The 26,202-nt window shown below is 37.5% G+C and carries 20 protein-coding genes; 10 read left to right on the top strand and 10 right to left on the bottom strand.

What is annotated here, in order from left to right; all coding sequences use genetic code 11:
* Position 1: 1 nt before the first annotated feature.
* Both E1140_RS19785 and E1140_RS19780 read right to left on the bottom strand, forming a co-directional pair.
* Complete coding sequence (locus E1140_RS19785) at positions 2-1,654, bottom strand: ribulokinase (protein WP_155188262.1); 1,653 nt, start codon at positions 1,652-1,654, stop codon at positions 2-4.
* 19 nt (positions 1,655-1,673) lie between these two features.
* Entirely contained in the window at positions 1,674-3,662 is a 1,989-nt protein-coding gene (locus tag E1140_RS19780) for a glycoside hydrolase family 127 protein (protein WP_185153694.1), read from the bottom strand.
* Positions 3,663-3,913: 251 nt separating this feature from the next.
* Between E1140_RS19780 and E1140_RS19775 the strand changes: the two genes are divergently transcribed.
* Positions 3,914-4,618, top strand: a complete 705-nt coding sequence (locus E1140_RS19775; RefSeq protein ID WP_155188260.1) for an NUDIX hydrolase — start codon at positions 3,914-3,916, stop codon at positions 4,616-4,618.
* 38 nt (positions 4,619-4,656) lie between these two features.
* Here E1140_RS19775 and E1140_RS19770 read toward each other — a convergent pair whose 3' ends face one another.
* Positions 4,657-5,814: a homogentisate 1,2-dioxygenase gene (locus tag E1140_RS19770; RefSeq protein WP_155188258.1), complete on the bottom strand. Its 1,158-nt coding sequence runs from the start codon at positions 5,812-5,814 to the stop codon at positions 4,657-4,659.
* Between the two features lies 1 nt (position 5,815).
* Entirely contained in the window at positions 5,816-7,444 is a 1,629-nt protein-coding gene (locus tag E1140_RS19765; RefSeq protein WP_185153693.1) for a S41 family peptidase, read from the bottom strand.
* Positions 7,445-7,609: 165 nt separating this feature from the next.
* Between E1140_RS19765 and E1140_RS19760 the strand changes: the two genes are divergently transcribed.
* Genes E1140_RS19760 through E1140_RS19740 form a run of 5 tightly spaced genes read left to right on the top strand, consistent with a single transcriptional unit; the run spans position 7,610 to position 11,292 of the window.
* Positions 7,610-8,356 (top strand): hemerythrin domain-containing protein, encoded by a 747-nt coding sequence (locus tag E1140_RS19760; protein WP_155188256.1) that lies wholly within the window; start codon positions 7,610-7,612, stop codon positions 8,354-8,356.
* The gene (ruvX, locus tag E1140_RS19755; protein WP_185153692.1) at positions 8,357-8,776 is read left to right on the top strand and encodes a Holliday junction resolvase RuvX; all 420 of its coding nucleotides are present in this window, start codon (positions 8,357-8,359) and stop codon (positions 8,774-8,776) included. It begins immediately after the preceding gene.
* Between the two features lie 42 nt (positions 8,777-8,818).
* Positions 8,819-9,370 carry a peptide deformylase gene (gene def / locus E1140_RS19750; protein ID WP_155188254.1) on the top strand — a complete coding sequence of 184 codons (552 nt, stop codon included), beginning with the start codon at positions 8,819-8,821 and terminating at the stop codon, positions 9,368-9,370.
* A gap of 3 nt (positions 9,371-9,373) precedes the next feature.
* Positions 9,374-10,513 (top strand): methionine aminotransferase, encoded by a 1,140-nt coding sequence (locus E1140_RS19745; protein WP_155188252.1) that lies wholly within the window; start codon positions 9,374-9,376, stop codon positions 10,511-10,513.
* On the top strand, positions 10,501-11,292 hold the full coding sequence (locus E1140_RS19740; RefSeq protein WP_155188250.1) for an amidohydrolase: 792 nt from the start codon (positions 10,501-10,503) through the stop codon (positions 11,290-11,292). Before E1140_RS19745 ends, E1140_RS19740 begins: the two co-directional genes overlap by 13 nt.
* Here E1140_RS19740 and E1140_RS19735 read toward each other — a convergent pair.
* Genes E1140_RS19735 through E1140_RS19725 form a run of 3 tightly spaced genes read right to left on the bottom strand, consistent with a single transcriptional unit; the run spans position 11,289 to position 14,678 of the window.
* Complete coding sequence (locus tag E1140_RS19735) at positions 11,289-12,155, bottom strand: TolB family protein (protein ID WP_155188248.1); 867 nt, start codon at positions 12,153-12,155, stop codon at positions 11,289-11,291. The two genes, E1140_RS19740 and E1140_RS19735, sit on opposite strands and share 4 nt — an antisense overlap.
* Positions 12,130-12,495, bottom strand: coding sequence for a hypothetical protein (locus E1140_RS19730; protein WP_155188246.1), 366 nt, complete (start codon positions 12,493-12,495; stop codon positions 12,130-12,132). Before E1140_RS19730 ends, E1140_RS19735 begins: the two co-directional genes overlap by 26 nt.
* Complete coding sequence (locus tag E1140_RS19725) at positions 12,492-14,678, bottom strand: T9SS type A sorting domain-containing protein (protein WP_155188244.1); 2,187 nt, start codon at positions 14,676-14,678, stop codon at positions 12,492-12,494. Before E1140_RS19725 ends, E1140_RS19730 begins: the two co-directional genes overlap by 4 nt.
* Positions 14,679-14,758: 80 nt before the next feature.
* On the opposite strand from E1140_RS19725, the gene E1140_RS19720 reads away from it, so the two are divergent.
* Complete coding sequence (locus tag E1140_RS19720) at positions 14,759-16,057, top strand: UDP-N-acetylmuramoyl-tripeptide--D-alanyl-D-alanine ligase (protein ID WP_246203065.1); 1,299 nt, start codon at positions 14,759-14,761, stop codon at positions 16,055-16,057.
* A 1-nt stretch (position 16,058) separates the two neighbouring features.
* Here E1140_RS19720 and E1140_RS19715 read toward each other — a convergent pair whose 3' ends face one another.
* The 3 genes from E1140_RS19715 to E1140_RS19705 are packed head-to-tail and all read right to left on the bottom strand — an operon-like array spanning position 16,059 to position 21,364.
* Positions 16,059-16,943: a YicC/YloC family endoribonuclease gene (locus E1140_RS19715; RefSeq protein WP_155188242.1), complete on the bottom strand. Its 885-nt coding sequence runs from the start codon at positions 16,941-16,943 to the stop codon at positions 16,059-16,061.
* Between the two features lie 40 nt (positions 16,944-16,983).
* Entirely contained in the window at positions 16,984-20,277 is a 3,294-nt protein-coding gene (locus E1140_RS19710) for a TolB-like translocation protein (protein ID WP_155188240.1), read from the bottom strand.
* Positions 20,267-21,364: an NAD(P)/FAD-dependent oxidoreductase gene (locus tag E1140_RS19705; protein WP_155188238.1), complete on the bottom strand. Its 1,098-nt coding sequence runs from the start codon at positions 21,362-21,364 to the stop codon at positions 20,267-20,269. Before E1140_RS19705 ends, E1140_RS19710 begins: the two co-directional genes overlap by 11 nt.
* 65 nt (positions 21,365-21,429) lie before the next feature.
* On the opposite strand from E1140_RS19705, the gene E1140_RS19700 reads away from it, so the two are divergent.
* From E1140_RS19700 to porU, 3 genes are all read left to right on the top strand, one after another.
* Complete coding sequence (locus tag E1140_RS19700) at positions 21,430-22,077, top strand: MBL fold metallo-hydrolase (protein ID WP_155188236.1); 648 nt, start codon at positions 21,430-21,432, stop codon at positions 22,075-22,077.
* Entirely contained in the window at positions 22,074-22,748 is a 675-nt protein-coding gene (pssA, locus tag E1140_RS19695) for a CDP-diacylglycerol--serine O-phosphatidyltransferase (protein WP_155188234.1), read from the top strand. Before E1140_RS19700 ends, pssA begins: the two co-directional genes overlap by 4 nt.
* Positions 22,749-22,826: 78 nt before the next feature.
* A partial coding sequence (porU, locus tag E1140_RS19690; RefSeq protein ID WP_155188232.1) for a type IX secretion system sortase PorU occupies positions 22,827-26,202 on the top strand: 3,376 nt, incomplete at its 3' end.

Raw genomic sequence — 26,202 nt, 5'->3', positions numbered from 1 at the left:
GTTATTGATTGTTAATTTTTGTTTCTACAAATTCTCCCAGCGTACTGTATGTTGCGTACAGCTTGTTGTATACGTCTTTATTCTCATCTTTCGGATAATAAGTGGTTTCAAAGCCATTACCCATTGCCTTAATAGCATCATTCACATTTGAATAAATACCAGCAGCTGTTGCTGCGTACATAGCGGCACCCAATGCCGGAGCTTGCTCTGAATTGGCTATTTTAATAGGCATATCAAGTACATCAGCCAAGGTTTGCATAATAAAGCCAGACTTTTTAGCCACACCACCAATACCAACTACAGTTTTAATTTCTACTCCTTGATCTCTAAAACGTTCTACTATTTTTCGTGACCCGAAACAGATTGCCTCGACTAATGATCTAAAAATTTCAGGAGCTTTAGTTCCTAAATTTAAATTAACAATAGCACTTTTTAGTGCCTGATTAGCATCTGGTGTTCTTCTTCCATTGATCCAATCCAATGCAACCGGAGCAGTTTCAACTAATGGTGTTTTTTCTGCCTCTGCAGAAAGTCTGGCAATCATATTGTCTTTTAGGCTTTCCTTTTCTTCGTCTGAAATGTCCAACATATTGTTGATTGGCCATGCCAATACATCTCTAAACCAAGCTAAATAATCACCAAAGGCTGACTGACCCGCTTCAAGTCCAACCATATCAGGTATTACAGAACCATCTACCTGGCCACAAATTCCATCTACCGTATTTTCACCAATTACTTCATTTTTCGAGACAATAATATCGCACGTTGAAGTACCCATTACTCGTACCAATGTGAACTCTTCTACCTCAGCACCTACAGCACCAGAATGTGCATCGAATGTGCCAACAGCAACAACTGTATCTTCAGTCAGGCCGGTTCTATCGGCCCAGTCCTGCGATAGTGTTCCTGCTGCAATATCAGAAGTAAAAGTATCATGATACATATTGTCTTTAAGCTTCACCAATGAAGGATCCAATTGTTCTAAAAATTTATCCTCAGGTAACCCGCCCCATGACTCGTGCCACATGGCTTTATGCCCCGCTGCGCACCTGCTTCTTTTAAAGGCTTCCAAATCCGTAGCCCCTGTTATTATATAGGTCATTAAATCGCAATGCTCCATCCAGGAGTGGGCAGCTTCTTTTATTTTGGCATTGGTCCTGTTAATATGCAATATTTTCGCCCAGAACCATTCAGAAGAATAGATGCCCCCTTCATATTTTGTATAATCAACACCGCCCCAGCTTCTTGACAGCTTATTTATTTCTTCAGCCTCTTTGATAGCCGTATGGTCTTTCCAAAGTACCATCATTGCATCTGGGTTGTGTTCATATTCCGGCTTCAGACAAAGGGCCGTTCCGTTTGAATCAACTGGGATGGGAGATGAGCCTGTTGTATCAATACATATGCCTTTTACCGCTTCCGCTGCAACCCCAGAATTTTTAACAACCGTGGAAATTGTTGCTTCTGTACCCTCGATAAAGTCAAGCACATGCTGCCTGAATTGCGATTTTGAAGGATCACAATACTTACCTTCTTTCCACCTTTTGTAGTAATGAACATCAGTGTTTAATGTAGTCCCATCTAGTGCATCTACGAGCACTGCACGAACAGAATCCGTTCCAAAGTCCAAACCAATTACATACCTCTTTTCCATTAGTTAGTTCACTTACAAATTATAGATCTTCCATAGCCGCTTCAGGTATCCACACCTTCATTTTACCAATTCCTCTATTAGACCAGGCATAATAGGGTATTGCCGAAAATTCGACATTATCGTTTTTAGAATTAATTATACTGATGCCTTCCAACAATTCTGGCTGAGGCTCTACATTAAATTCCTCGCTACCTGTTATTGCGATTTGATCAAATTGATTTTTATTGTCTATCTCCTCGATGGCATACACCAAAGGCCCATACTCTAAGGCCACTTTCCTACTATCATCTTTCACCAATGGGTGCGCTTTAACTTTGCGTACTTCCATTGGGAATTTCACTTCAATCGAAGCTTCCTTACCCCAATCGTTTTTTAATACTACATAACCATCAATAACCTCCACAATCTTAGAGTCTCCATTTACCGTAAGGGTAATTTTTGAATCAATCGTACCTACATATGAATAAAGGTTACTTGGAAGCACCTCGTTTTGTACCCAACCAGGCACACGAAGTTTAACTACATAATCAAAATCGCTTTCCGACTTAAGGCTAAGTTTTACACCTCCACTCCAAGGGTAATTTGTTTCCTGCTTTGCCATTACTGTCTTACTATTTAAGTTGATTTTGGCTTCACTGGCAGCATATAGATTTACATAAACCGTGTCAGCTTGTTTAGAGTAAATCAGCCCTGGCATAGAAGGAATGAATCGAATCACATTCGTTGGACAACATGAACAATCGAACCATGATTGTCTTGTACAAGCTCCGCGATTGAATTTGTACTTACCATCTGACTCTAAGGCGTTTGGGTAGAAGAATTGAGTGCCATCCAATGACAACCCAGAGATTAGTCCATTATAAAGTGTGCGCTCAATAATATCATAATATTTTTTATCACCAGTTAATCTGAATAGACGGTGATTCCAATAAACATCACCGATAGCTGCGCAGGTTTCGTTATAGCCTGTCAGGTTTGGCAACTCATAATTTTCGCCAAATGCTTCACCATCATGCCTGGAACCAATACCACCAGTAAGGTACATTTTCTTATTCACCATGTTCTCCCAAAGTGAATCAATGGCATTTTTATAAGCCTCATCATCATACATGGCAGCAATGTCTGTCATGCCAGCATACATATACACCGCACGAACGGCATGACCAACAACTTCGCGTTGATCAATTACGGGAATATGATCTTGAGAATAGGGACCAAACAAAGTCCTATGGTCACCATGTCCGCGGTAATCAAGAAAGTACTTCGCTAATTCTAAATATTCCTTTTTGCCAGTTACTGAGTAAAGCTTAATTAATCCGGTTTCTATGATTTGGTGCCCCGGAACTGTTTCTATCTTACCAGGCCCAAAAGTATTCACAATCAAGTCAGCATTTTTGATGGCGATATCTAAGAAGTTTCTTTTTCCAGTAGCCTGAAAATGTACCACTGCAGCCTCATACATATGGCCAGGGTTGTACATTTCATGACTTGCGTCCAACGACTCCCAACGTTTCCCTTCAATCACCTTAACCCAAGGTGCAGGTGGACTTGCTGGATCAATGGTTCGCCATGTAGTTAAATAGCCATCAGCTTCCTGCCCAATACCAATAATAGTTATTAATGAGTCCAGTAGAACTTCAAGCTCCTTATTAGGTGAGCTAATTAAAGAAGTTGAAGCGCCCTCAATAATTTTATAAACATCCGTGTCATCAAAAGGCATGGCTCCTTTGGTAGTGCCTTCCATTTGATTTCCAGCAATCAGGAAGTTTTCTAAGCGGCCTTCCTCTTTGCATTTTTCTATAGCATATTCAATGGTTTTTTGTTGTACTCGCTGAATTATCGGTAACCAAAAATCATCAGTCACCTTTACATTGCGGATATCAACAGGCTCTATTAGATAGTCCGACAGAGCATTGTCTACTTCAACAATAATATCCTTATTAGCTGACTGGCATGATATACCAACTAAGCCAATCAAGAAAAATACCATGTAAAAAAAATTCTTCATTATTTATCCTATAAATATGGTAGTCCAACTCAATAACCACTGCAGAAAAAGAGGCGCCTCAATGCTCACTCCAGTTTTTGATATGAGTTGCTAAATGTAAATATGAAAAAATAAATGTATTATTTACAATTATAATTAACTATTTCTCCCAACTTAGATGAGGTTAGTTTGACATATTGCAGGAATTACCATTATTTAGACATTCATTCTGCAGGAAACTCATATTTTCATGCACCCAAACTCAATGTTTCATGCATAATAAATATAATAACGAAGCCAAAGTATTTGTTGCCGTAGATTGTATCATCTTCGGATTTGATCCTAATGCTGAAGAACTTAAGATCTTACTTATTAAGAGGAATTTTGAACCTGAAAAAGGCAACTGGTCATTAATGGGTGGGTTTATGGAACCGGGAGAAACATTGAAGGAAGCGGCCAACCGTGTTTTGAACACACTTACCGGCCTCGAAAACATCTTTTTGGAACAACTTAAAACATTTAGTATTGTAGATCGAGATCCTGCCGAGCGTACTATATCTGTGGCCTACTTTGCTTTGATCAATGTTGTAGATTTTAAGGACGAATTATACAGGGATTTTTCAGCTACATGGTTCAAAATATCGGAAAAGCCAAAACTAATATTTGACCACAATGACATGGTGACCCTCGCAATGGAGCGACTTCGTTTCAAAGCTTCAGTTGAGCCAATTGGATTCGAATTGCTTCCTGCAAAATTCACCATGCGCCAGCTGCAAATGCTGTATGAAGAAATTTTTGAAGAGAAATACGATAAAAGAAACTTCTCTAAAAAGGTAAACTCTTTCGGGTTGTTAAAGCGACTTGACGAAAAGGACAAGTCATCTTCTAAAAAAGGCTCGTTTCTTTATGAATTTGATATGGAAAAATACAAAAAACGAAGTAATGGATTCCAGATCAGACATCAGATTATGAACTAGTCTCATCCTACTTTCACCAGATAAAGAATATTTCACGCTTACTCCGTCCAGCTCATAGGATAATTCTTATCCACAAACTCCATAGCATCTTCTGTTAAGAAAAGTGGCTTGAAAGTATCAACCATGACGGCATATTCATGTGTTTCTTTGGCTCCAATACTTTTTTCAACAGTGCCAGGATGTGGGCCATGTGGCAAGCCTCCAGGGTGCAAAGTGAATGAACCTCTATCAATTCCTTTTCTGCTCATAAACTCACCTTCGGTGTAGTAAAGTACTTCATCCGAATCAATATTAGAGTGATTATAAGGTGCAGGAATAGCCAAAGGGTGGTAGTCAAACAGCCTTGGCACAAATGAGCATATCACAAAACCGCCAGCCTGAAATGTTTGATGTGCGGGTGGTGGCTGATGAATTCTGCCCGTTATTGGTTCAAAATCATGAATAGAAAAGGCATACGGCCACAGAAAACCATCCCAACCTACCAAATCAAATGGGCTATGGCTGTAATGATATTCATGCAATTGATCATGTTTCTTTATTTTAAGAAGGTAATCGCCTTCCTTGTCTTCTGTTATTATTTCTGAAGGCGGTCTGATATCACGCTCACAAAATGGGGAGTGTTCTTCCAGTTGCCCCAATTCATTTCTATATCTTCTAGGTGTTTCTATTGGGCTTGCAGATTCAATTACCAAAAGTTTTAAAGGTTCGTCATTCCATTTGAACTTGTAGATTACAGTTCTTGGTATAACTACATAGTCACCCTTTTTCACTTCTATTTTTCCAAATTGAGAACGCAATTCGCCACTACCATCATGAATATAGATTACCTCATCGCCTTCGGCATTCTTATAATAGTAATCCATTGACTTGCTCTTAGGTACACACAAGGCAATAGATACATCGGCATTCTTTAAAAGCACTTTTCTTCCACTTAAAAAGTCATCTCCTGTTATACCTATTTTAGAGGTATTAAGGTGTGTCTGCTTCAGACCATAGTCGGTCATGATTTTGCTACCAAAGGGAGTGACTTTTCCTACGGCTTTTATTTTAGTAGGCGCATATATGTGGTACAAATTGGAGTAAATACCTGAAAACCCTTTCGAACTTACCAGCTCTTCTTTATATAGGCTATCATCTTCCTGAAGGAACTGAATATGCCTTTTTGGCGGTATTTTACCTAACTTATGATAATACATATTATAATTTTGATCTATCTAGTTTCTCAGCCTGATCAAATAATTTCACAGCCTGCTGAAGTACTTCATTTGTTTGATTGAATATAGGATAAAAGCCTTCATTGTCCCAAATCTGTCTTGCAATTTGTGCTCTAATATGTAGATCAAACAGGGCCTGATTTTTCTTCATATCATTAAGATCGGGCTTAACACCATTGCCTTTGCCTATTGAGGCCAGCTCATCTCTCATTTGCTTAGTCACTTTAAAATCATTGAAGTAGTCTTTGTAGTCCATCCCCTCAAGCATTTTCTTGTTATCGTTTACATATTTAAATGTGAACTCCTGAATAGAGTTGCTTATGAAAAGCTTATTCAAATAAGTTGAGTTGGCAGATGTATCTAATGGTACAAAATAATCAGGCATTATGCCACCTCCCCCATATACGGCTCTACCGCTTAGTGTCTCGTACTTCAATGAGTCATTAAACTGAATACTATCTGCACTAAAAAACTCACCATGCTTGTATCTGGCAATCAGGTCTCCAGAATAATCATCCATGTCGTCATATGGCTTTTGAATAGATCTTCCACTAGGCGTGTAATATCTGGAAATAGTCAGTCGCATTTCCGAGCCATCGCTCAAGTCCATTGGGGCCTGCACAAGTCCTTTTCCAAATGATCTTCTACCAACTACCAATGCTCTATCATTATCTTGTAAAGCACCAGTCACAATTTCTGAAGCTGAAGCGCTACCTTCATTAACCAGGACAATCAATTCACCCTCTTCAAAAAGACCTTTTCTCTGTCCATTAGCTTGAGAATTATACCTGGTTTCTTTACCTAAGGTGTAAACAATCTTTTTATCTCCTGAAATAAATTCATCCGCTATATTAATGGCGTGGTTCATATAACCTCCTCCATTACCTTGTAGGTCAAGAATAAGTTTGGTCATCCCCTCACCTTTAAGTTTGATCATGGCCACCCTAAACTCCTCATAAGTAGTTGCAGCAAAACGACTGATTTTGATGTAGCCTTTCTCATCATCTATCATATAGCTGGCATCTACAGAATATTGAGGAATCTTATCTCTTATGATTTCGAAATCAATTGGGCTCTTTTTATTCTTTCTTTTAATAGTAACCTTTACCTCGCTTCCTTTTGGCCCTTTCAAATGCTTTTGCACATCACGGTTAGTAAACCCAACCCCAGCTACATTTTTGTCATCAATAGCTATTATCTGATCTCCGGACATAATACCTAAAGACTCACTTGGTCCACCACTTAAAGGCGTAACCACTACTATAGTATCTTTGAAAATATTGAACTCAATGCCTATGCCCTCAAAGTTTCCTTGCAGATCCTCATTGGCAGCTACCTTATCCTTTGCAGATATATAATAACTGTGTGGATCCAGCTTATTGAGCATGTGAGATATAGCATCCTCCACCAAGTCACTGGTATTAACCTCATCTACATAGTTTCTATCTACTAGGGTTAGTACTTCTTTAAATTTTTGAATGTCTTTGTTAAGATCATTCTGAACAGGAGAAGACTCGCTAAAAGTTGCTCCAATGAAGATTCCTCCTGCCAAACCTATAGCAAGGATTAGAGGAAGTCTTATTTGATATTTTGTGTTTTTGTATTCACTCACGTCTTATTACAGATTAGTGTTAAAAATCAATTAACCCGATTTGACCAAATCTAGGGAATATTAACTCTATAACGAAGAGACAAAATATTTTGTTGGCCTAATTACTATATGCCGTATTAGCTCTTTTTTTGATAGAGTTTTTGTAAATTTAAAACAATATTTATCATGAGCGAACTCGACAAAAAACGGATTATTGATATAGTTGACTGCAACTACATTCACGCCTCTGTCTTGTTTTATTTTGGCATAGAATTCTACAATTATTCTGAACTAACTTTAGAACAAGCTTGTGCTGCAAAGGGTTTAAAATTGGAATCTGTGGTTAAAAAGCTAGAATCCTCCACGCTTTGCGAAGAAGATGTGGCACTTCAAGAGTTCCCAATTGACCTTGTGATTGAATATTTAAAGCATGCTCATTACATTTTCATCAAACAAAAGCTGCCCTATATCAGCAGATTAATCGAATGTCTTGATAATCAAACCGAAGGCTATACCGCAGTGGTTAAAGACCTGAAATTTGTTTTTCCATTGTTTGTTGAAGATTTCATTCATCATATTTATGAGGAAGAAGATACTTTATTTTCTTATTTGTTAAGTCTGTATCATTTCAAAAAAGGCAGAGGTAACATTTCGAAAATGTATTTCGAAATGGAAAATCACAGCCTTTCTTCCTATGCTGCAGAGCATCAGGAACATGATGATGAAATGATGGGCATCAGACAAATAACCCAGCAATATCAACTGAGTGAAAAATCACCATTGCACTTAAGGGTAGTTTATGCTGAACTGCAGGCGCTGGAAAGCGAGCTGAAAACACACGCTAAAGTGGAAAATGAAATATTGTTTCCTAAAGCGCTGGCGCTGGAGAGAGAAGTAAATGAATCTTTCAAGAAGAAAATTCAATACAACTAAGTGGGTAGAATATTAGCCATCGATTTTGGCACAAAAAGAGTTGGTTTAGCCTCCACAGATCCTTTACAAATTATAGCATCTCCATTGGACACCGTGCCTAACAAAGAGATATTAACATATTTGAAATCATATTTAAGTAAGGAAGGGGTAGATAAAATAATTGTTGGAATGCCCAAAAACCTTCAAAACGAAGACACCCATTCCACTGAAAGTGTACGCAAGTTTGTATTGAAATTAGAAAAAACTTTCCCAGAGGTTAAAGTCATCACTGCCGATGAAAGGTTCACCAGTAAAATGGCCTTTCAAACCATGATTGATGGTGGATTAAAAAAGAAAGATCGTCAGAATAAAGAAACGGTTGACAAAGTGAGTGCAACCATTATACTTCAATCCTACCTCCAGTCGAACTCATCTTATTGAAAATTAGTTACTTTTGCATTCTAATCAATTAAAAAATACCCGATGATTTATCCCATCGTAGTTTACGGAGACCCGGTACTTAAGAAGAAGGCGGCAGAAATTGAAAAAGGGACAGACCTTACACAATTGGTAGAAGATATGTATGAAACCATGAAAGGCGCACATGGCATTGGCCTTGCTGCCCCACAAATTGGCAAAAGCATTCGCCTTTTTGTTGTAGACGGACGGCCTCTTGAAGATGAAGAAACGAATGATTTTGTGAAGGTTTTTGTAAACCCGGAGATTGTTGAAGAGTTTGGTGAGGAATGGGCTTTTGAAGAGGGTTGCTTAAGCATACCTAATATAAGGGAAGACGTGGAGCGTCCTGAGAGCCTGAAAATCAAATACTACGATGAAAAATGGGAATATCATGAAGAAGAATTTGACGGCATGAAGGCTCGAATTATTCAGCATGAATATGATCATATAGAGGGCATACTATTCACCGACTATTTAACTCCTTTGAAAAAGAGAATGCTGAAAGGTAAGCTTACCAACATCACCAAAGGAAAAATGAAAGTAGAGTATCGTGTCGCTATTCCAGTGAAAAAATGAGGAATGGCCTTTAAATCAAAACTACCCAATGTAGGAACAACAATATTCACTGTCATGTCACAGATGGCAGCTGAGCATAATGCACTAAATTTATCTCAGGGTTTTCCAGATTTTCGCATTTCTCCAAAGCTTATAGAGCTGGTTAACCGCCACATGAAGCAGGGTTATAACCAGTATGCTCCAATGCCAGGCCTGCCTGCACTTAGAGAGCAAATAGCTGAGATGATAGATAATTGCTATCAGTCTAAAGTTGATCCTTATAAAGATATAACAATTACAGCAGGCGCCACTGAAGCTATTTATGCTACAATAACTGCCCTTATTGGCAACGGAGATGAGGTAATACTATTCGACCCAGCTTATGACTGTTACGCCCCTGCCATCCGATTAAATGGAGGCATTCCAATTCACATTTCTCTTAAGCAACCAGATTTTTCAATTGACTGGGAAGCGGTAAAAACTAAAATTAGTGCTGAAACTAAACTCATCATTATCAACTCGCCACATAACCCGAGTGGTGCAGTGTTATCAGAAAATGATTTCAAAACTCTCGAAGAAATTGCTGTCAAGCATGACCTTTTGATTTTAAGTGATGAGGTTTATGAACACATCATATTTGGTCAGCAACACCAGAGTATTTTAAAATATGATGCTTTAAGAAAGAGAAGTATAGCCGTTTCCTCTTTCGGAAAAACATTTCATGCCACGGGATGGAAGATTGGTTATTTAATAGCGCCTGAAGAAATAACCAATGAAATAAGAAAGGTACACCAGTACCTGGTGTTTAGCGTAAATACGCCTATGCAATATGCCCTTGCCGACTATCTGAAGGAGCCCGATCACTATTTGCATATTGCCGAAATGTATAATAATAAAAGGAAGTTCTTTGTTGAACGTCTGGCAGCTTCCAAATTTGAGATCATTCCTAGCTTTGGCACCTATTTCCAATTATTGTCATACAAAAACATCTCTGATTTGGATGATATGAGTATGGCCACCAAACTGACCAAAGAAAATAAGTTGGCCTCAATCCCTATTTCCGTATTTTATCAAAATAAGGAAGACAATAAGCTTTTAAGATTCTGCTTTGCTAAAAATGAAGAGACCTTAGAACGAGCCGCTGAAATATTATGCAAGATTTAAAAGTAACACTTATACAATCTGAAATTCACTGGCAGAATGCTGGTGCTAACCTTGCGATGTTTGAGGAAAAGATATGGCTAATAGAGGGCAAAACAGACTTAATTGTTCTTCCTGAAATGTTCAATACAGGATTTACAATGAATGCAGAACAAGTAGCTGAGCCAATGAACTTCACAACATTTAAATGGATGAAGCAGATGGCGGCTCAAACAGGAGCCGTGATCACTGGCAGTGTTGTTATAAAAGAAGGCAATAACTATTATAACCGGCTTATCTGGATGCAGCCAGATGGCGGCTATGACTGCTATGATAAAAGGCATCTCTTCAGAATGGCTAATGAACATGAGCATTTCTCTGGAGGAGAAAAACGAATTGTTAAAGAATTGAAAGGCTGGAAAATTTGCCCGCTTGTTTGTTACGACCTAAGATTTCCTGTTTGGAGTAGAAATACATCTAAAAACAATGAACTGGATTATGACTTACTTCTCTTTGTTGCCAATTGGCCTGCAGTAAGGGTTAATGCCTGGGACATTTTATTAAAGTCTAGAGCCGTTGAAAATGTCAGTTATTGTCTTGGCTTAAACAGAGTCGGTAAAGATGAAAATGATATTGACTACAATGGTCACTCTGCTGTATATGGCCCTAAAGGGGAGACTTTATACTTTTCAGAGGATAATGAAAGTATCTCTACTGTCATCCTTTCAAAACAAGATTTAGATCAATTCAGAGAGAAGTTTCCGGCTCATCTTGATGCTGATGAGTTTGATATTAAATCTTAGTGAAGCAATACTCTAGGATCACCATCAAATTCTGGATTATTTGTCAATCTGCTAATTTTCTCTCCCTCTAGTTGAAATGAATATATCTCCCAATTACCATCCTTATTACTTCCAAAGAAAATATATTTATCGTCTCTTGACCATCTGGCAATCAACTCTTGACCATCACTATTAGCAATATTGGTTAACTCTTGAGTCTCAACATCCAATATATAAATGTCTTGATTTCCTTTATGATCTCGATCTGAGCTAAAGACCAATTTCGATCCATCACTGGACAATGAACCTCTCTCGTCATTTGAGTCAAAATCAATAAGCTTAATCGCATTCTTTGAGACAATGTCCATCTTATAAATATCATTACTACCTGACGAGTTATTTGTAAACAGCATACTCTTAAAGTCATGTGACCATGCAGGGTAATTTGAAACGCCAGATAATTCTTCTGTTAAATTAACCTCTGAATCAGTTATAGCATCCCATAGAAAAATGTCCTTTCCGCATAGATAAAGGGCTCTTTTACCCTGATCAGCAAACAGTGAATTTTTATCATCCAATATGCAATTGGTTGGTTGAGGTATTTCCTCTTCCTTTTTTGACTGAATGTTAAGCTTGTGCCTAGTGATCTTATCTCCATCCTGTCTTAAAAAGCTAATCTTCTCTTTTGTAATCCATACCGGAGCCCATTCTTCTAAATCCGAAGATGTGAGTTGCTGCATATTAGACCCATCGTAATTCATTATAAAAATATCTCCGTTGCCATTTCTACTGGATGAAAATAGAAATTGATCCTTCTTGTTAGAACAAGATATTATTATAGCTGCTGATAAAGTATATTTAGTGAGTTGAGTTAAAATGTTCATTACACCTTAACAAAAAATCCTCTGTTTTGATTTTTTCACTCCCCATAAGTACTAGCATCTTATCCAGTTTTTCATGATTCCCTGAATGTAGTAAAAGAGAATCTCCTTTATGCTTCATTATTTTTTGAATCACCTTCATTAATAACCCTAGGTCATGTGAACCATCAATCTGAATAAAAGCAAAAATCCTATCTGACAAGTCAATAGCTTTATTGATAGTTTCTACCATTGCGGCATCTGAAAAATTATCTATATCAATATACTGGCAACCTTCAATGTTAATTGATTCACTAAAATTGAATGCGTCTTTACAAACCTTGATATGAAGAATCAAATTCATTTATAGACTACAAAACGGATAGCATCTGACTTGCTCCCGTCTACAGGAGATAGGATATAAAGTCCTTCTTTTAAAGCTGATATGTTAACAATAACATCTTCATTAGCCGCCAATTCAATGTTCTTCATCACAACCTGACCTGAAGTAGTTACAACATTAGCAAGGAAGGATTTTTTTGATCTGACAGTCAATAGCTGATCGGGTCTAATTGGATTAGGATACAGACCTACATTTCCATTACCAGGGTTTGAAGAAGCCGTCTGATTTCTCAATATTGAAATACCACCCTGTCCTGTTCCAATAGCTATTGCTGGTTTATTTTCATTAAAAAGGTTGACGGCCACTGGTGCTATTTTACTTCCGAAATTAAAACTGCTTAGACTATCGTTAACAATTACTAATTCAGTTAGCCCTTCAACAGGATTCTCAATAGTCGACAGAAAGTCATTATATAATGTGAGATTCCCTCTGGCATCTCCTATTAGCATGTCTGCATTTCCATCAACATCAAAATCCGTGATTTCAATTGATGGATTTTGTCTAAACGGACTAAAATCAAGATCGTAAAATGATTGATCTTCCTGCACAAAGTTTGGTGTTTCAAAATTTCCAAGATTACGATAGTACTCAACCCTACCAGTAGAACGGCCCACCAAAATATCAAATTCTCCATCGCTGTCCACATCATAAATTTCGAAATTCTCATCAGTTCCTAAAGGGCCAAAAAACTGCGTGATTTGAGAATCAAACTTTGTTGAAGTATTTCTGCCCAACAAATAAAATATGCTAGTAGAAAATGTAGAGGTCTGCGTAGCGCTAAAAACCATATCCATAAGACCATCTTTGTTGATGTCCATAAATTTAGGTTTATAGCCAATAGCGCCAATGTTAGAAAACCCTAAAAAATCCTCTTCTTCTAATGAAAATTCAGGAAGGCTTGAAGTACCAATGTTTTTATAATATCTAATGGCTGATGAGAAGCGACCTGTATTATCCAGAGTGCTTCCAACAAACATATCTAGGTCTCCATCACCATCATAATCATGAAATGCTGGCACAGCATTCTCCCCAAATTCTAGCATCCCATCCTGAAGAAAATCTAATTGAACCCGGGAGAAAGAGGGGTTTTCATTGGTTCCATTATTCTTATAAAACCAACTCGACCGCTTGAAATCAACCCCATAGCCAACATTGGTAGGCACGTTAGGAGCTGCTATCAGATCCTTCACTCCGTCAAAATCTACATCCTCAAAATAAGTAGCAGGAAAAATATTAAAGGCAATAGGCTCTTCAACATTTGGGAAATTAATGGAGGCCTTATTTATATCAGCCAACTCTTTTGTTCCATCATTGGGGAGTTGATTAATAAAACCACAATCCTCCTCACCAAACAATGCATCATGATCACCATCCCCGTCAAGATCTAGTGTTAGTAAAGACTTACCCGATTGATGCTCAGTCCTTCCTCCATTTGGACAATCTTCTCCATTAAAAGCAAAGCTTCTGCAGCCACACTCCTGAAAATCACCCCAACTCTGTGTAATGCGCTCAAACTGCATAGAGTCACAGCTGGCAGTACGTTCCATGCTCAGATTTTTGTGAAACTCCACTGTTGAAACTGAAGAAAACCTGAAGAGTAAAATGTCCAAGTCTCCATCATCATCAACATCATCAATAGACGGAATGTCAGAGCTGTTCATTTGAATGTTAATAGGGGATGCAGAAAATCCTTTGGTTAGTAAGGGTGAAGGTTGTGGTGCCCTGGAATTAAAAAGCCTCCACTTCACATTTTCGCCATCACTCTTATTTACATACACTCTAATCCCTAAAGGATCGCTTGTAAAAATGTCTTTGCGTCCATCACAGTCATAATCTCTTAGAAGCATCCAGTTACTTATTCCAGTAGGGAAATGGGAGGCATATTCGGGATGATATTTGTATTCATTTTCCTCGTTGATGAACACGTTGATTTTTGATGATGTTCTATCAAAAACTACTAAGTCATCTACCCCATCAAAGTTGATATCAATGGTGCTATATTGGCCAGAATTTAACCCTCCGCTCCATGCATTGGACAGATATCGATCTCCTTCTTTAACAGGAATCGACTGATCAATAACATAAGTTTGACTTAATACAGATTGTGCTAAAAAGAATAGCAGGACACTCAAAAGTATTCTCATATTTCGAAATTGATATAAGCGTAACGAATTGGTCCTGATTGAAGTTTACAACTTCTAAATTAAAAATTAAACATAACTTTATGCATACTTGCATTCCAATGATTGATAAACTCTACCAACATTATTTAAAGTATCCAGTCATTTGCACTGACACTCGAAAGATCACTGAAGGTTGTATCTTCTTTGCGCTTAAGGGTCCCAATTTCAATGCAAACAGTTTTGCGAAAGAAGCTTTGGAAAAAGGAGCTAGCTTGTGTGTCGTTGATGAGTCAGAACACGCCCTCAATTACAAATACCTATTAGTTGCAGATGCGCTTCTGGCACTTCAGAATCTTGCTAAAAGACACCGTTCTGAACTAAAAATACCAGTAATCGGATTAACAGGTTCTAATGGTAAAACCACAACGAAAGAACTTCTTACTGTGGCACTATCTCCGAAGTATAATGTACTTGCCACAAAAGGCAATTTGAATAATCATATTGGAGTGCCGTTAACCATATTATCGATACGACCAGAACACGAGCTGGCTATTATTGAAATGGGCGCTAACCATGTGGGTGAAATAGCCATGCTTTGCGGCATAGCAAATCCAACACATGGACTAATAACTAATATAGGGAAAGCACACCTCGAGGGCTTTGGAGGTATTGAAGGCGTGATTAGAGGTAAGAGTGAACTTTATCATCATTTGATTCAGCATGATGGTGTGGTTTGGATAAATTCTAAAAATGAGATTTTATCCAATATGGCAAAACGATTTAAAAATCCACTTTTCTATCCAAATGAAGGTGATTACTATCAGGCTGAATTTATTGAAGCAAATCCAAATATCATTTTTAAAACTGAAGATGGTGCCACGGTAAATACTCATTTGATTGGAAAGTACAACTTCGAAAATATTGCAGTCGCACTTTGTGCCTCCAAATATTTTGAAGTACCTGCAGACCTTGCAAATAAAGCTGTTGCAGATTACAACCCAGAAAACAATAGGTCTCAGGTGCTTAAGCAAGGGTCTAATACTATCATTTTAGATGCCTACAATGCCAATCCAACATCTATGGTTTCCGCTTTAGAAAACCTATCTAAAATGGATAATATTAATAAAGTAGTGATCCTTGGAGATATGAAAGAGTTAGGAGAGGATAGCATTAAAGAGCATGAATCTCTAGGCACTCTTCTATCTCAATATAAATTTGACAATGTCTTTTTATGTGGTGTGGAAATGAGAGCAGCAGCTGGCAAATACCCAAATGCAAAGCATGCTGTATCTCGTGAAGCGCTACTGGAAATTCTGAAAAACATTGATCTTGAAAATGCCTTGATACTAATTAAGGGATCAAGAAGTATGGGGCTTGAGGAAACACTTAAGGTGTTATAAATTAAAGCACATTTAGAAGCTGCTCTTTTATTTTTTCCAACTCTTCCTTCATTGACACTACATGCTTTTGAACTTCAGAGTCATTAGCCTTTGATCCAATTGTGTTAATCTCTCTACCAATCTCCTGAGAAATAAAACCAAGTTTTTTTCCAAGGCTGTCGCTTTCGTTAATTATCTCTTCAAAATGATCCAGATGATTTTTTAAGCGGACTTTCTCCTCAGTAATATCAAACTTCTCGATGTAGTAGATCATCTCTTGCTCAAGACGATTTTGATCAAGGCTTTCCTCTTCTACAAAAGCTTTTAGATTGCCATAAATCCTGTTTCTCACTTTAGCGACTCTTTGGGGGTCAAGCGTTTCAACTTCTTTGAGGCTAGTAGCAATACTTTTAATATATCCTCTAAACTTGCTTTCTAATACTGCTCCCTCCTTAATTCTGAACTGGTCGCACTGTTCAAGTGCTTGCTTCATCAATTCGAGAATCTTATTCCAGTCGCCTTCATTTTCTTCCTCACTGCCGGACCCAGAATTGACAATAACATCGGGCGAACCAAGTGCTAACTTGAACAATTCATCATTTGAGGCACCTACCTTATCGGCAAGCTCCTTCAATGACTGATAATACTTCAGAAAAAGCGCCTCATTGTATTTTTGCTTGAGCTCAGTCTCAGCTTCATTTTGCACATCGATAGACAAGGAAATTTTACCCCTTTGAAGTACATCAGAAACAACATTTCGCATTTCCAGCTCATTCATCGATAAACTCTTTGGAAAACGAAGGTTCAAATCAAGAAATTTAGAATTGAGGGTCTTTACTTCGATATTAATAGAGACATTGCCATCAGATTGCTTGGCAGCGCCATACCCAGTCATTGACTTTAGCATAACAAAAACTATAAAAAATTAAGCCGCTAAAATACTGGAGTTAAAAATCGTATCCTAATGTTACCTGGTAGCGAGTATCCTGAACAGTATAGTCTTCAACCGGCCAAGCAATATCCAATTTGGCATAATAGCCAAGAAGCATTGTTCTAAACCCAAAGCCATAGCTGTACAACCATGGATTTCGATAATTTTTCAGGTCAATTGTAAAAGCACCTTCTCGAATAGTTTCGTTACTAATGCGATTCTCCTCATTGAAAGGTGATTTTCCTGACCAGGCAGAACCGATATCAAAGAAACCAGTCATCTGGAAGTTTCTGAAGAAATTTGAGGTAATCGGTCCACCACCGTTCAGGTACCTAATCAAAGGAATTCTTAGCTCCGTATTGAGCAGCAATACATTGTTGCCGAATAATTCTGCATAGTCAAAACCTCTCAGATTAGTCGCATATTCTACAAACAACAGGTCTGAATTAGTTCGCTCACGATTGTCTTGCAGCGGATTTCTATCTCCATCTGTATTTACTTGACGTAATATCCAGTTGTCCATTCCACCTAGTAGATATTGTTTAGGGCTATTGCCAAAGAATGAGCCATAGAAGCCTTTTACTGCAAAAACAATCTCTCTATGAATCTTTTGATAATGTCTTATGTCCACCTTGAAATTGCTAAAACTCTTTTCCTTATCAGACACCCCCTCATAATGCCTTAAGGAAATCTTTGCCCTACTGCCTTCTATCAAATTCATTCCGTTGATTATGGAGTTGTCAAATACAAATTCAGCAGTAGCTCCTAAATATTGATCACTTTCTGAAGCCAAAAATCTAGGTGGATTGCCTGAGCCCTGAGGAAGAAGATTTTCAAACTGTGTGATGGTTACAAAAGGCTTAATACTGAACCTTGTTTTAGTATTTATTGGTAAAGAAGCTCCTACCTCTAAAGTGTTTTTTGTGTACTCCTGAAGGTCAACATCATTTTCCCAATAGATCACATTTCTGTCAAAGCGAATATTATAATCTAAGAAGTTTTTGAGGTATTGATATTGAGTCCAAATATCACCACTCTTGAAGTCAGTATTGGCCATAATTCCTCCTGTAAACTTGTGATTCTCCAACATGTCATTCATCTCAACTTCGAGCAATATCCCGAATCCTCGTAATGGATCAATAACAAAAGAAGTTAGTAACTGGTCTGCACTGAAACGGCTCTGATATGGAAATGGGCCACTTATCTTTTTATCTGTTCTGGTTTGTCTGTATTGTGCTAAAAAAGAGTCCTGCTTATCTTCTCTCAATAAGTCTTCTTCAAAAACATAGTTATCGGTATCAAGTACTTCTTCAGTTTCAATAGTGTCAACTTCAACCGTTGGCTCCTCAAACGAATAATTCTGTATGTCAATTAGGCCAGAGTCCAACGGAAGTGAAGATATCGATTCAACTGAATCCACTTTGGCTTTCTCTAATTCCTGTTCTTTCTTTCTGTTGGCCAGTCTTTGCTCTACAATCTGCTCAATGGTCAGACCTTCAGTTTTCTTAGCTTGCTTTCTGGCATTATACTCCTTGGCCTGAATAACCTGTTGCCTAAGCGTTTGTGGCGTAAATATTTGCTGGTTGTAATTGAAGTTTGGATCGAGATAAATGAAATCAGCTCCTTTATCAGCGGTTACTATAGCTAATGAACCATTAGAAAAATTAATGTCATAGTTCTTGAGGCTTGTAGAGTAATTAGTAACCTGAGAATATATGCCTGTTGATACATCGAAACTGAATAAATTTCTGATCCCCTTCTGATCACTCAAATAAAATATTTTGTTGGTACTAAGGGCCATAGGTTTAGTGTCCTTGCTGATGGTATTAGTCACCCTATGAAGCACATTTTTTGTAGTATCTAAATCGAAGAAAAACAGATTGTAGTTATTCCCTACTTCTTCAATATTTCTTTCTTTAACATCCAAAGTATCCGACACTCTGTTTGAAGCAAATACTATAGTATTTGAATTTGGAACAAATGATGGGCTCAAATCATCAAATATGTCATTGGTTAATCTTTTAGTTCTATCTCTTCTGGTACTAAGAAGGTATAAGTCATTTCTTCCTTCAACTACAGCACTTACTATACAAAGTCTTCCGTTTTCAGAAAATTCCATGCTCTTCACCTGCTCAAGTCTCTGTAATACTCTTGGTAATTTGCTGTCTGTGGTAACATCATAAAGGACAAAATGCACCTTGCCATATTTAGTATAAATAATACCCAATGTATTATCATCAGCCCAATCAACAATTGGCATTTCATAATCTATTTGCTGACCGATAACTTTATATCCTCCAGATATGACATTGATCTCCTTGTGTGTATTGAGATCCTTAATTTTTACATGATATCTGCCATTATCATTCACAGTAAAAGCCACTCTTGTGGCATCATGACTTATTTTGATGTTTTGATAAACAAGATCACGTCTATTCTTGGAACCAGTAATAGAAAGGTCAATCAACGGATTTTCATAATTCTGTTTAACCTGGCGGTCATTATCTATATAAAAGTTTTGCCACTCAAGCATCAATTGATCAAAAGACACACCAAGTGTAATCGCTAAACTTTTTTCCTCATTTCTTATTATTCTGGTGTAGTTCAGAACATTTGAAATATTGCTCCTTCCATATTTATGAGCAATGAAATTCCACAGAGACTGTCCTGCCAATGCGGCTTCTTCACCTGTCAATCTGCTAAACTTTCTTGCAGTTCGTGTATTTACAAGTTCTCTGGCATAATCATCCATTTCTATGCTCCACCCTTCTGCCACATAAAGTGCTGCACCTGCAATAAACCATTCAGGCAAATTCAAAAGCACCGCACTTTGAAACATGTCCTTCAAGCTACCTCCAAACATCATTTCATTAACCATAAGCGCAGATACTTTGGTTAATAGTTCCTTTTTAAGCTCAGAAATACTTCCAGGATTGGCAACTTCAATATAGGGCTTAACAAATTGAGTTTCTCCACCAGGAGTGAAGGTTCCTTCACCAATACCAACATTGCTTTGCTGCATGTCAGAAATAGAATTGTAAAGGAAAAGTTTAGTTTTTGAGTATGGTGGGTAACCTATAACATCAGTAATTCTGTCAAATTCCTGTTCGAGGTATTCACTTATTTCACGCGCTATCTTTGCACTTCCTCTGTAATAGTAAACATCAAAATTATCAGAACTGAGATAGCTCCAGTCAAACGACTCAAATTGTAGCCTGTTTCTACCAAATTTCTCATTCGCCTGTTGAGCCGAAGCAGCAAGTGATATAAGTATAAGTCCTGCGACTATATAAGTAAGTTTATTCCTCATTTAAATCAAATGTAGCAGTTTCACCATCATATAAAGAGTAGTAACGCTTAATGTCAATCTCTTGGTCAAGTTCTGATTGATTAACCAAAAATCGTGCAAATTGATTCGCAAAGTAAGGTGCCTGAGATACTCCCTTAGCACCAAGACCATTAAAGATACCTACTTTGTTGAAATTTGGATGCATTCCAACAAATGGTTTTCTATCTTTTGTTGCTGGCCTGATGCCCACAAAATGATCTACAACCTTATAATCAACGTTTATCAGTTCCTTTAGTTTAGCCTCAATCTCACTTTTGCCTTTGTCGGTTGGGGTTAATGTCAAATCATAATTCTCATAGGTAGCACCCACTCTAAAACGATTTTTAGATTTTGGTATTACAAAAACCCCCCGATTTATAATCCTATTGTTTTCTGATAGGTCCGATTCAATCTCCAGAAGTTCTCCCTTCACCAGTTTGTACGGTAGCCATGAGAAGAACTTATTGCTAAGACTCATAGCGCCATCACAGAATATTAATCTGCTCGCTTCAATATTGTTATATTCAACTAATGGTTCATAAGCCTTCAACTTTTGAACCTCGAAGTTTTCTTCAACAATATTAACTCCATTCTCTTTTAAGTAATTTCTGACCGAACTCAGGTACAAACCAACATTTAAATAACCAGCATTGGCTAATGATATTCCACCATATTGATCGCAGTAATTTTCGTTCAGAGATTTCTGATGAATAGTGTTTATATAAGGAATGAAATTTTCATCACCAGATCTTGACATCCATTCGTTTTGCTCTTCAACAGAATGAAATGGCCTATATATTTCCTTTTCAACCAAAAACTTCTGGTTTGTCCTACGTTCAACTTCTCTATAAAATTCATTGAGATAAGGAAATAAAAGATCAGCCTTCCAGGTTTTTACCATTTTACGGCCAGTAATAGGATTATACAAGCCTGCTGCCACTCGAGATGCTGACTGGGTATTTAACTTGTCATACATAATCACAGACTGATTCGCCTCTATTAGGTGATAAGCTAATGTGCACCCCGCTATGCCACCTCCGACAATAATATAATCAACCTTCTCTTTCAAATTGGGTATTTAAGAATAGTCTTACTTAATTTTCCTAAAATTGTGGAAAGCGTACCATTAAAAAAATGATTCAAGTTAAGTCTTTTGTTTTCAATCCATTTTTAGAGAATACCTATGTGCTTTTTGACGAAACCAAAGAGTGTATTATCATTGACCCTGGCTGTTATGAAAAGTTTGAGCAAGATAGCTTAAAAGCTTTCATTGATGAAAACAGTCTTAAAGTGGTGAGATTACTAAATACCCATTGCCATATTGACCATGTTTTTGGCAACCAGTGGGCTAAAACTACTTTTGGTGTTGATCTTGAGATTCATAAATTTGACGCTGCTACATTATTGGCGGTAAAGGCCTACGCACCCAGCTATGGTTTCCAGCACTTTCAGGAATCCACAGCTGATAAATTCTTAAAAGAGTCAGACAAAATAAAGTTTGGCACTAGCGAGCTTGAAATCATGTTTGTGCCAGGCCATGCTCCTGGACATATAGCATTTTACAATAAAGCAGAAAAAATCTGCATAGGAGGAGATGTTCTTTTTCAGGGCAGTATTGGTCGTACAGACCTTCCTGGAGGAGACTTTGATACATTAATTCACAGTATTAAAACTAAAATGTTTTTATTAGATGATGATACTGTGGTTTACTGTGGGCATGGTGATAGTACTACAATAGGAGAAGAGAAAATGCATAATCCATTTTGCGGAGTTAACAGTTGAGCATAAAAAAACACATCCCAAACCTTTTAACCTCAAGCAACTTGGTGTGCGGTTGTCTAGGTATCATCTATTGTTTTCAAGGTGATCTTAAATTTGCCGTCTATCTAATATGGATTGCCATGCTTTTTGATTTTCTGGATGGTTTTGCTGCTCGGTTGTTAAAAGTATCATCCCCAATAGGTAAAGAATTAGACAGTTTGGCTGACATGGTCACTTTTGGGGTACTACCTGCTATACTTATTCTCCAATTGATTGAGCAACATGAAACTGGACCCATCAAGTATATTGCACTACTTATTGCGGTGTTTTCGGCATTGCGCTTAGCCAAATTTAATGTAGATGATAAGCAACAGTCGGTGTTTATTGGGCTTCCCACTCCGGCTAACGCGCTTTTTCTTTCTTCCCTGATTTTTGTTTTTGAGCGATTTCCAGCATTTAATCAATTATACTTTTTGGTTGGAGTAGCAGTAATATTCTCTTTATTACTGGTTGCTCCTCTGGAATTATTTGCTCTGAAGTTTAAAAATTATGCATGGAAAGGAAACGAAGTGAGGTTCGCTTTCCTCTTATTATCATTAACTTCCATTGTTTTTCTTCAGTTTTTAGCCTTACCACTTATTATTTTGGGATATATTCTGTTATCCTTTGTTATTAAGGTTACTTCATCGTAAAAGTCATAATAAAGTGCTTGTAGAAACGTTTCATCCTATTATGTTGTTTCTTAGCTATTACAAGTGAAATAATACTTCATGCCAAGACGTCTACTTCTGGTTTTAATCATTTTATCATCTTCCGCAGCTAATCTGTTGTCACAATCTTCAGTATTTGATAGTGGACAATGGTTTAAAATGAGAATAGATGAGCGTGGAGTATATAAACTCACATATGATTATTTGAAGAGTGCAGGTTTAAATGTTGACAATATCGATCCGCGTACGCTCAAGATTTATGGACTTACAGGTGGGGCTCTCGCTCAATCTTTGGCTGACACCAGGTTCAATGACCCGCAGCAATTGGCTATTTGGGTAGAAGGCGAGCCAGATGGAAAATTCGACCCGGGTGACTATATTCTTTTTTATGCAGATGATGGTGATAGTTACACTTACAATGGCTCGGAATTAACCTATAGCCATAATCCTTATGCAGACGAAAATTATTACTACATCACTTCATCAGGTGCCAACGGCTTAAGAATACAAAGTCAGGAAAACCTAGGTAATGACTTTCCAGCTATCAATTCATATGATGATTTCAAGTACCATGAAATTGAAAAATACAATCTGCTTGCCTCAGGAAGAGAATGGTATTCTGATAGATTTGATCTTACAACCAATATTGATTATGATTTTAATTTTGGAACACTGGCCACCAATTCTTCAATAAAAGTAACCGCCAACTTAATGGCCCAGTCGTTTCAGCCTTCCAGTTTTGATATTACTCTAAACGGCACTGTGCTTGGCAACACTCCGATTGAAACAGTTCCAGATTTCAATCAAAAAGTATATCGCTATAGCATAAAGGGTAAAGAGTCAACTGCCGCTTTTACATCAGGTTCAGAGTTAGCTGCAGATGGAAATATCAAGGTTGGGTTGACCTATAAAAAAGCTGCTAGTGGGCAATCAGTGGGTTTTTTAAATAATCTTCTAATTGAGGTTAACAGGCCATTAAATTATAATAATGGTGCATTTTCATTCCGATCGTTAGAAAGTATGGCTAATGTCAATAGCACATTCAACATATCAAATGCTAATAATAATATTTTGGTTTGGGATATTTCAAATCATCTATCCCCGACCAACCAGAACTATTCGCTTGAAGGTTCAACCATAAAATTTGGAGTTGAAACTAGTAGCTTAAAGGAGTTTGTTGTGCTAAATAAAACAGAAAGTAATTTGGTGCCATCGAACATCACCTCCATGGATAATCAAAATATAAAGGCATATACTGATACTGAATTCATCATAGTAGCACATAACAATTTCTACAATGAAGCGGTGAGATTAGCAAATTTTCGAATGCAGAATGATGGGATCAATAGCAAAGTTGTCCAGCTTAATCATATTTACAATGAATTTTCAAGTGGAAGGCAAGACCCGACAGCCATTAGAAATTATGCCAAATACCTTTATGACAATGGCAGCATAAAATATCTTTTGCTTTTTGGCAGAGGGTCATATGATTATAAAAATGCAATTAATAACAACACAAACTATGTCCCTGTATACGAATCTAGAAACTCCCTGCATCCTTTAGATTCATATATTTCTGATGACTACTACGGTTTTATGGAAGATGACGAAGGTGCGTGGCTCGAAGAGAATGGTGGTAATCATACAATGGATATTGGCATAGGTAGATTACCAGTTACTACTACAGCCATCGCCACAGGAGTTGTGGACAAAATCATTAACTACAGTTCGAATACAGCTACAATTGGCGATTGGAGAAATGATGTTGTTCTGGTCGCTGATGATGGAGATTTTAATTTGCATCAAAGACAAGCTGATGAGCTTTCAGTCTTTATTGACACTACATTTTCAGCTTTTAACTCTAATAAATTTTATTTAGACGACTTCCCTCAAGTTGCCAAAGCAAGTGGGGAAAGTGCTCCTGCCGCCAGTAAAGCGTTGGATGATACTGTAGAAAAAGGTGCTCTAATAGTAAACTTCACTGGCCACGGTGGTGAAAATGGATGGATGCAGGAGCAAGTGCTCGATGTAGTTCAGATTGAAAAGTGGGATAACATAAACAGACTCCCTCTTTTTGTTACTGCCACTTGCGAATTTGGAAGACACGATGATCCTAGACGGATATCGGGGGGAGAGCTTGTTGTGACCAGTGCTAAAGGCGGAGGAATTGCAATAGTAAGTACTTGTAGGCCTGTTAGTTCAAGCTCTAACTTTGCATTAAATAAGGCATTTTATGAAGTGGTTTATAGCAAAGAAAATGGCGAATATCTGAGACTTGGGGATATATTTAGATTGACAAAAAACGCTAGTACAAATCTGGCAACGGACTTCAATAAAGTGGGCAACCGAAACTTTTCTTTGCTTGGAGACCCTACGCTTCGATTATCATACCCAAATAAGAACATTGTTATTACTGCCATCAATGACAACACTTCAAAACAAGATACTTTAAAAGCATTAAGTAGAGTCAAAATGTCTGGCGAAATCAGATCATCCAGCAATCAACTTGATGGCCAGTTTAATGGTGAGGTTTCCTTTGTTATTTACGATAAGCAGGTAAAGAAAACCACCTTAGGAAATGAAAATTCTCCCTTCACCTATATGTCTAATGAAAATGCAATATTTAGAGGAACATCTACAGTTAGTAATGGGCAGTTTGACCTTAGTTTTTTTGTTCCAAAAAGTATTTCATATGAAGTTGGGATGGGTAAAATAAACCTATATGCATTTGATTATAATGGTCAGGATGATGCTAACGGATCCGATATAAGCTTGAAAATTGGCAGCTCAGAAAACCAAGTTACTAACAATGACACCATTGGTCCTGAGATTAAACTATTCATGGGCGATTCGCTAAATAGCAATCTAAATCAGGTGAGTCATAACACTTTTCTTTTTGCCAAGCTGTCAGATAAAAGCGGTATAAATATTTCGTCATTCGGTAATGGAAATAGCTTTACGGCAACCTTAGATGATTCAGAAGAATTCATTCTTAATGATTACTATAAAGCAGATATCAATTCCTTCCAAAGAGGCACATTGCAATTCCCTCTTTCGGAACTAGAAAAAGGACCTCATAAAATAACGTTGAAAGCCTGGGACACCTTTAATAACTCCTCAGAGGCTGAGATTAATTTTACTGTAGCAGACCCAAACTTAGTGGTGATTTATGATCTAGATAATTACCCTAACCCATTTAATAACTCGACAACTTTTAGGTTCGAACATAATAGATCTGGTGAAAACGTTGCTGTGACTTTAGATATTATCTCACCAATTAGTGGCACCGTGTTTTCTGCTGATTTTAATATAGAAAATAGCCCGTCAATAGTTGATTTGTTTGAGTGGAATGGTGAAAATTTGTTTGGGCAAAAATTAGATGCAGGAATATACGTTTATCGTCTTAAACTTCGTTCTATTCGAGACGGGGCAAAAA

Origin of the sequence: Fulvivirga lutimaris, assembly GCF_009711525.1 — a bacterium.
Lineage (GTDB): Bacteria > Bacteroidota > Bacteroidia > Cytophagales > Cyclobacteriaceae > Fulvivirga > Fulvivirga lutimaris.
Note: the sequence above shows the minus strand (reverse complement) of the source record. Positions and strands in the feature narration are given on the sequence as shown.

Bases quoted from the DNA above. Each gene is read 5' to 3' on its own strand.
- E1140_RS19785 (WP_155188262.1), bottom strand. From the start codon at position 1,654: ATGGAAAAGAGGTATGTAATTGGTTTGGACTTTGGAACGGATTCTGTT.
- E1140_RS19780 (WP_185153694.1), bottom strand. From the start codon at position 3,662: ATGAAGAATTTTTTTTACATGGTATTTTTCTTGATTGGCTTAGTTGGT.
- E1140_RS19775 (WP_155188260.1), top strand. From the start codon at position 3,914: ATGCATAATAAATATAATAACGAAGCCAAAGTATTTGTTGCCGTAGAT.
- E1140_RS19770 (WP_155188258.1), bottom strand. From the start codon at position 5,814: ATGTATTATCATAAGTTAGGTAAAATACCGCCAAAAAGGCATATTCAG.
- E1140_RS19760 (WP_155188256.1), top strand. From the start codon at position 7,610: ATGAGCGAACTCGACAAAAAACGGATTATTGATATAGTTGACTGCAAC.
- def (WP_155188254.1), top strand. From the start codon at position 8,819: ATGATTTATCCCATCGTAGTTTACGGAGACCCGGTACTTAAGAAGAAG.
- E1140_RS19745 (WP_155188252.1), top strand. From the start codon at position 9,374: ATGGCCTTTAAATCAAAACTACCCAATGTAGGAACAACAATATTCACT.
- E1140_RS19740 (WP_155188250.1), top strand. From the start codon at position 10,501: ATGCAAGATTTAAAAGTAACACTTATACAATCTGAAATTCACTGGCAG.
- E1140_RS19735 (WP_155188248.1), bottom strand. From the start codon at position 12,155: ATGAACATTTTAACTCAACTCACTAAATATACTTTATCAGCAGCTATA.
- E1140_RS19730 (WP_155188246.1), bottom strand. From the start codon at position 12,495: ATGAATTTGATTCTTCATATCAAGGTTTGTAAAGACGCATTCAATTTT.
- E1140_RS19725 (WP_155188244.1), bottom strand. From the start codon at position 14,678: ATGAGAATACTTTTGAGTGTCCTGCTATTCTTTTTAGCACAATCTGTA.
- E1140_RS19720 (WP_246203065.1), top strand. From the start codon at position 14,759: ATGCATACTTGCATTCCAATGATTGATAAACTCTACCAACATTATTTA.
- E1140_RS19715 (WP_155188242.1), bottom strand. From the start codon at position 16,943: ATGCTAAAGTCAATGACTGGGTATGGCGCTGCCAAGCAATCTGATGGC.
- E1140_RS19710 (WP_155188240.1), bottom strand. From the start codon at position 20,277: ATGAGGAATAAACTTACTTATATAGTCGCAGGACTTATACTTATATCA.
- E1140_RS19700 (WP_155188236.1), top strand. From the start codon at position 21,430: ATGATTCAAGTTAAGTCTTTTGTTTTCAATCCATTTTTAGAGAATACC.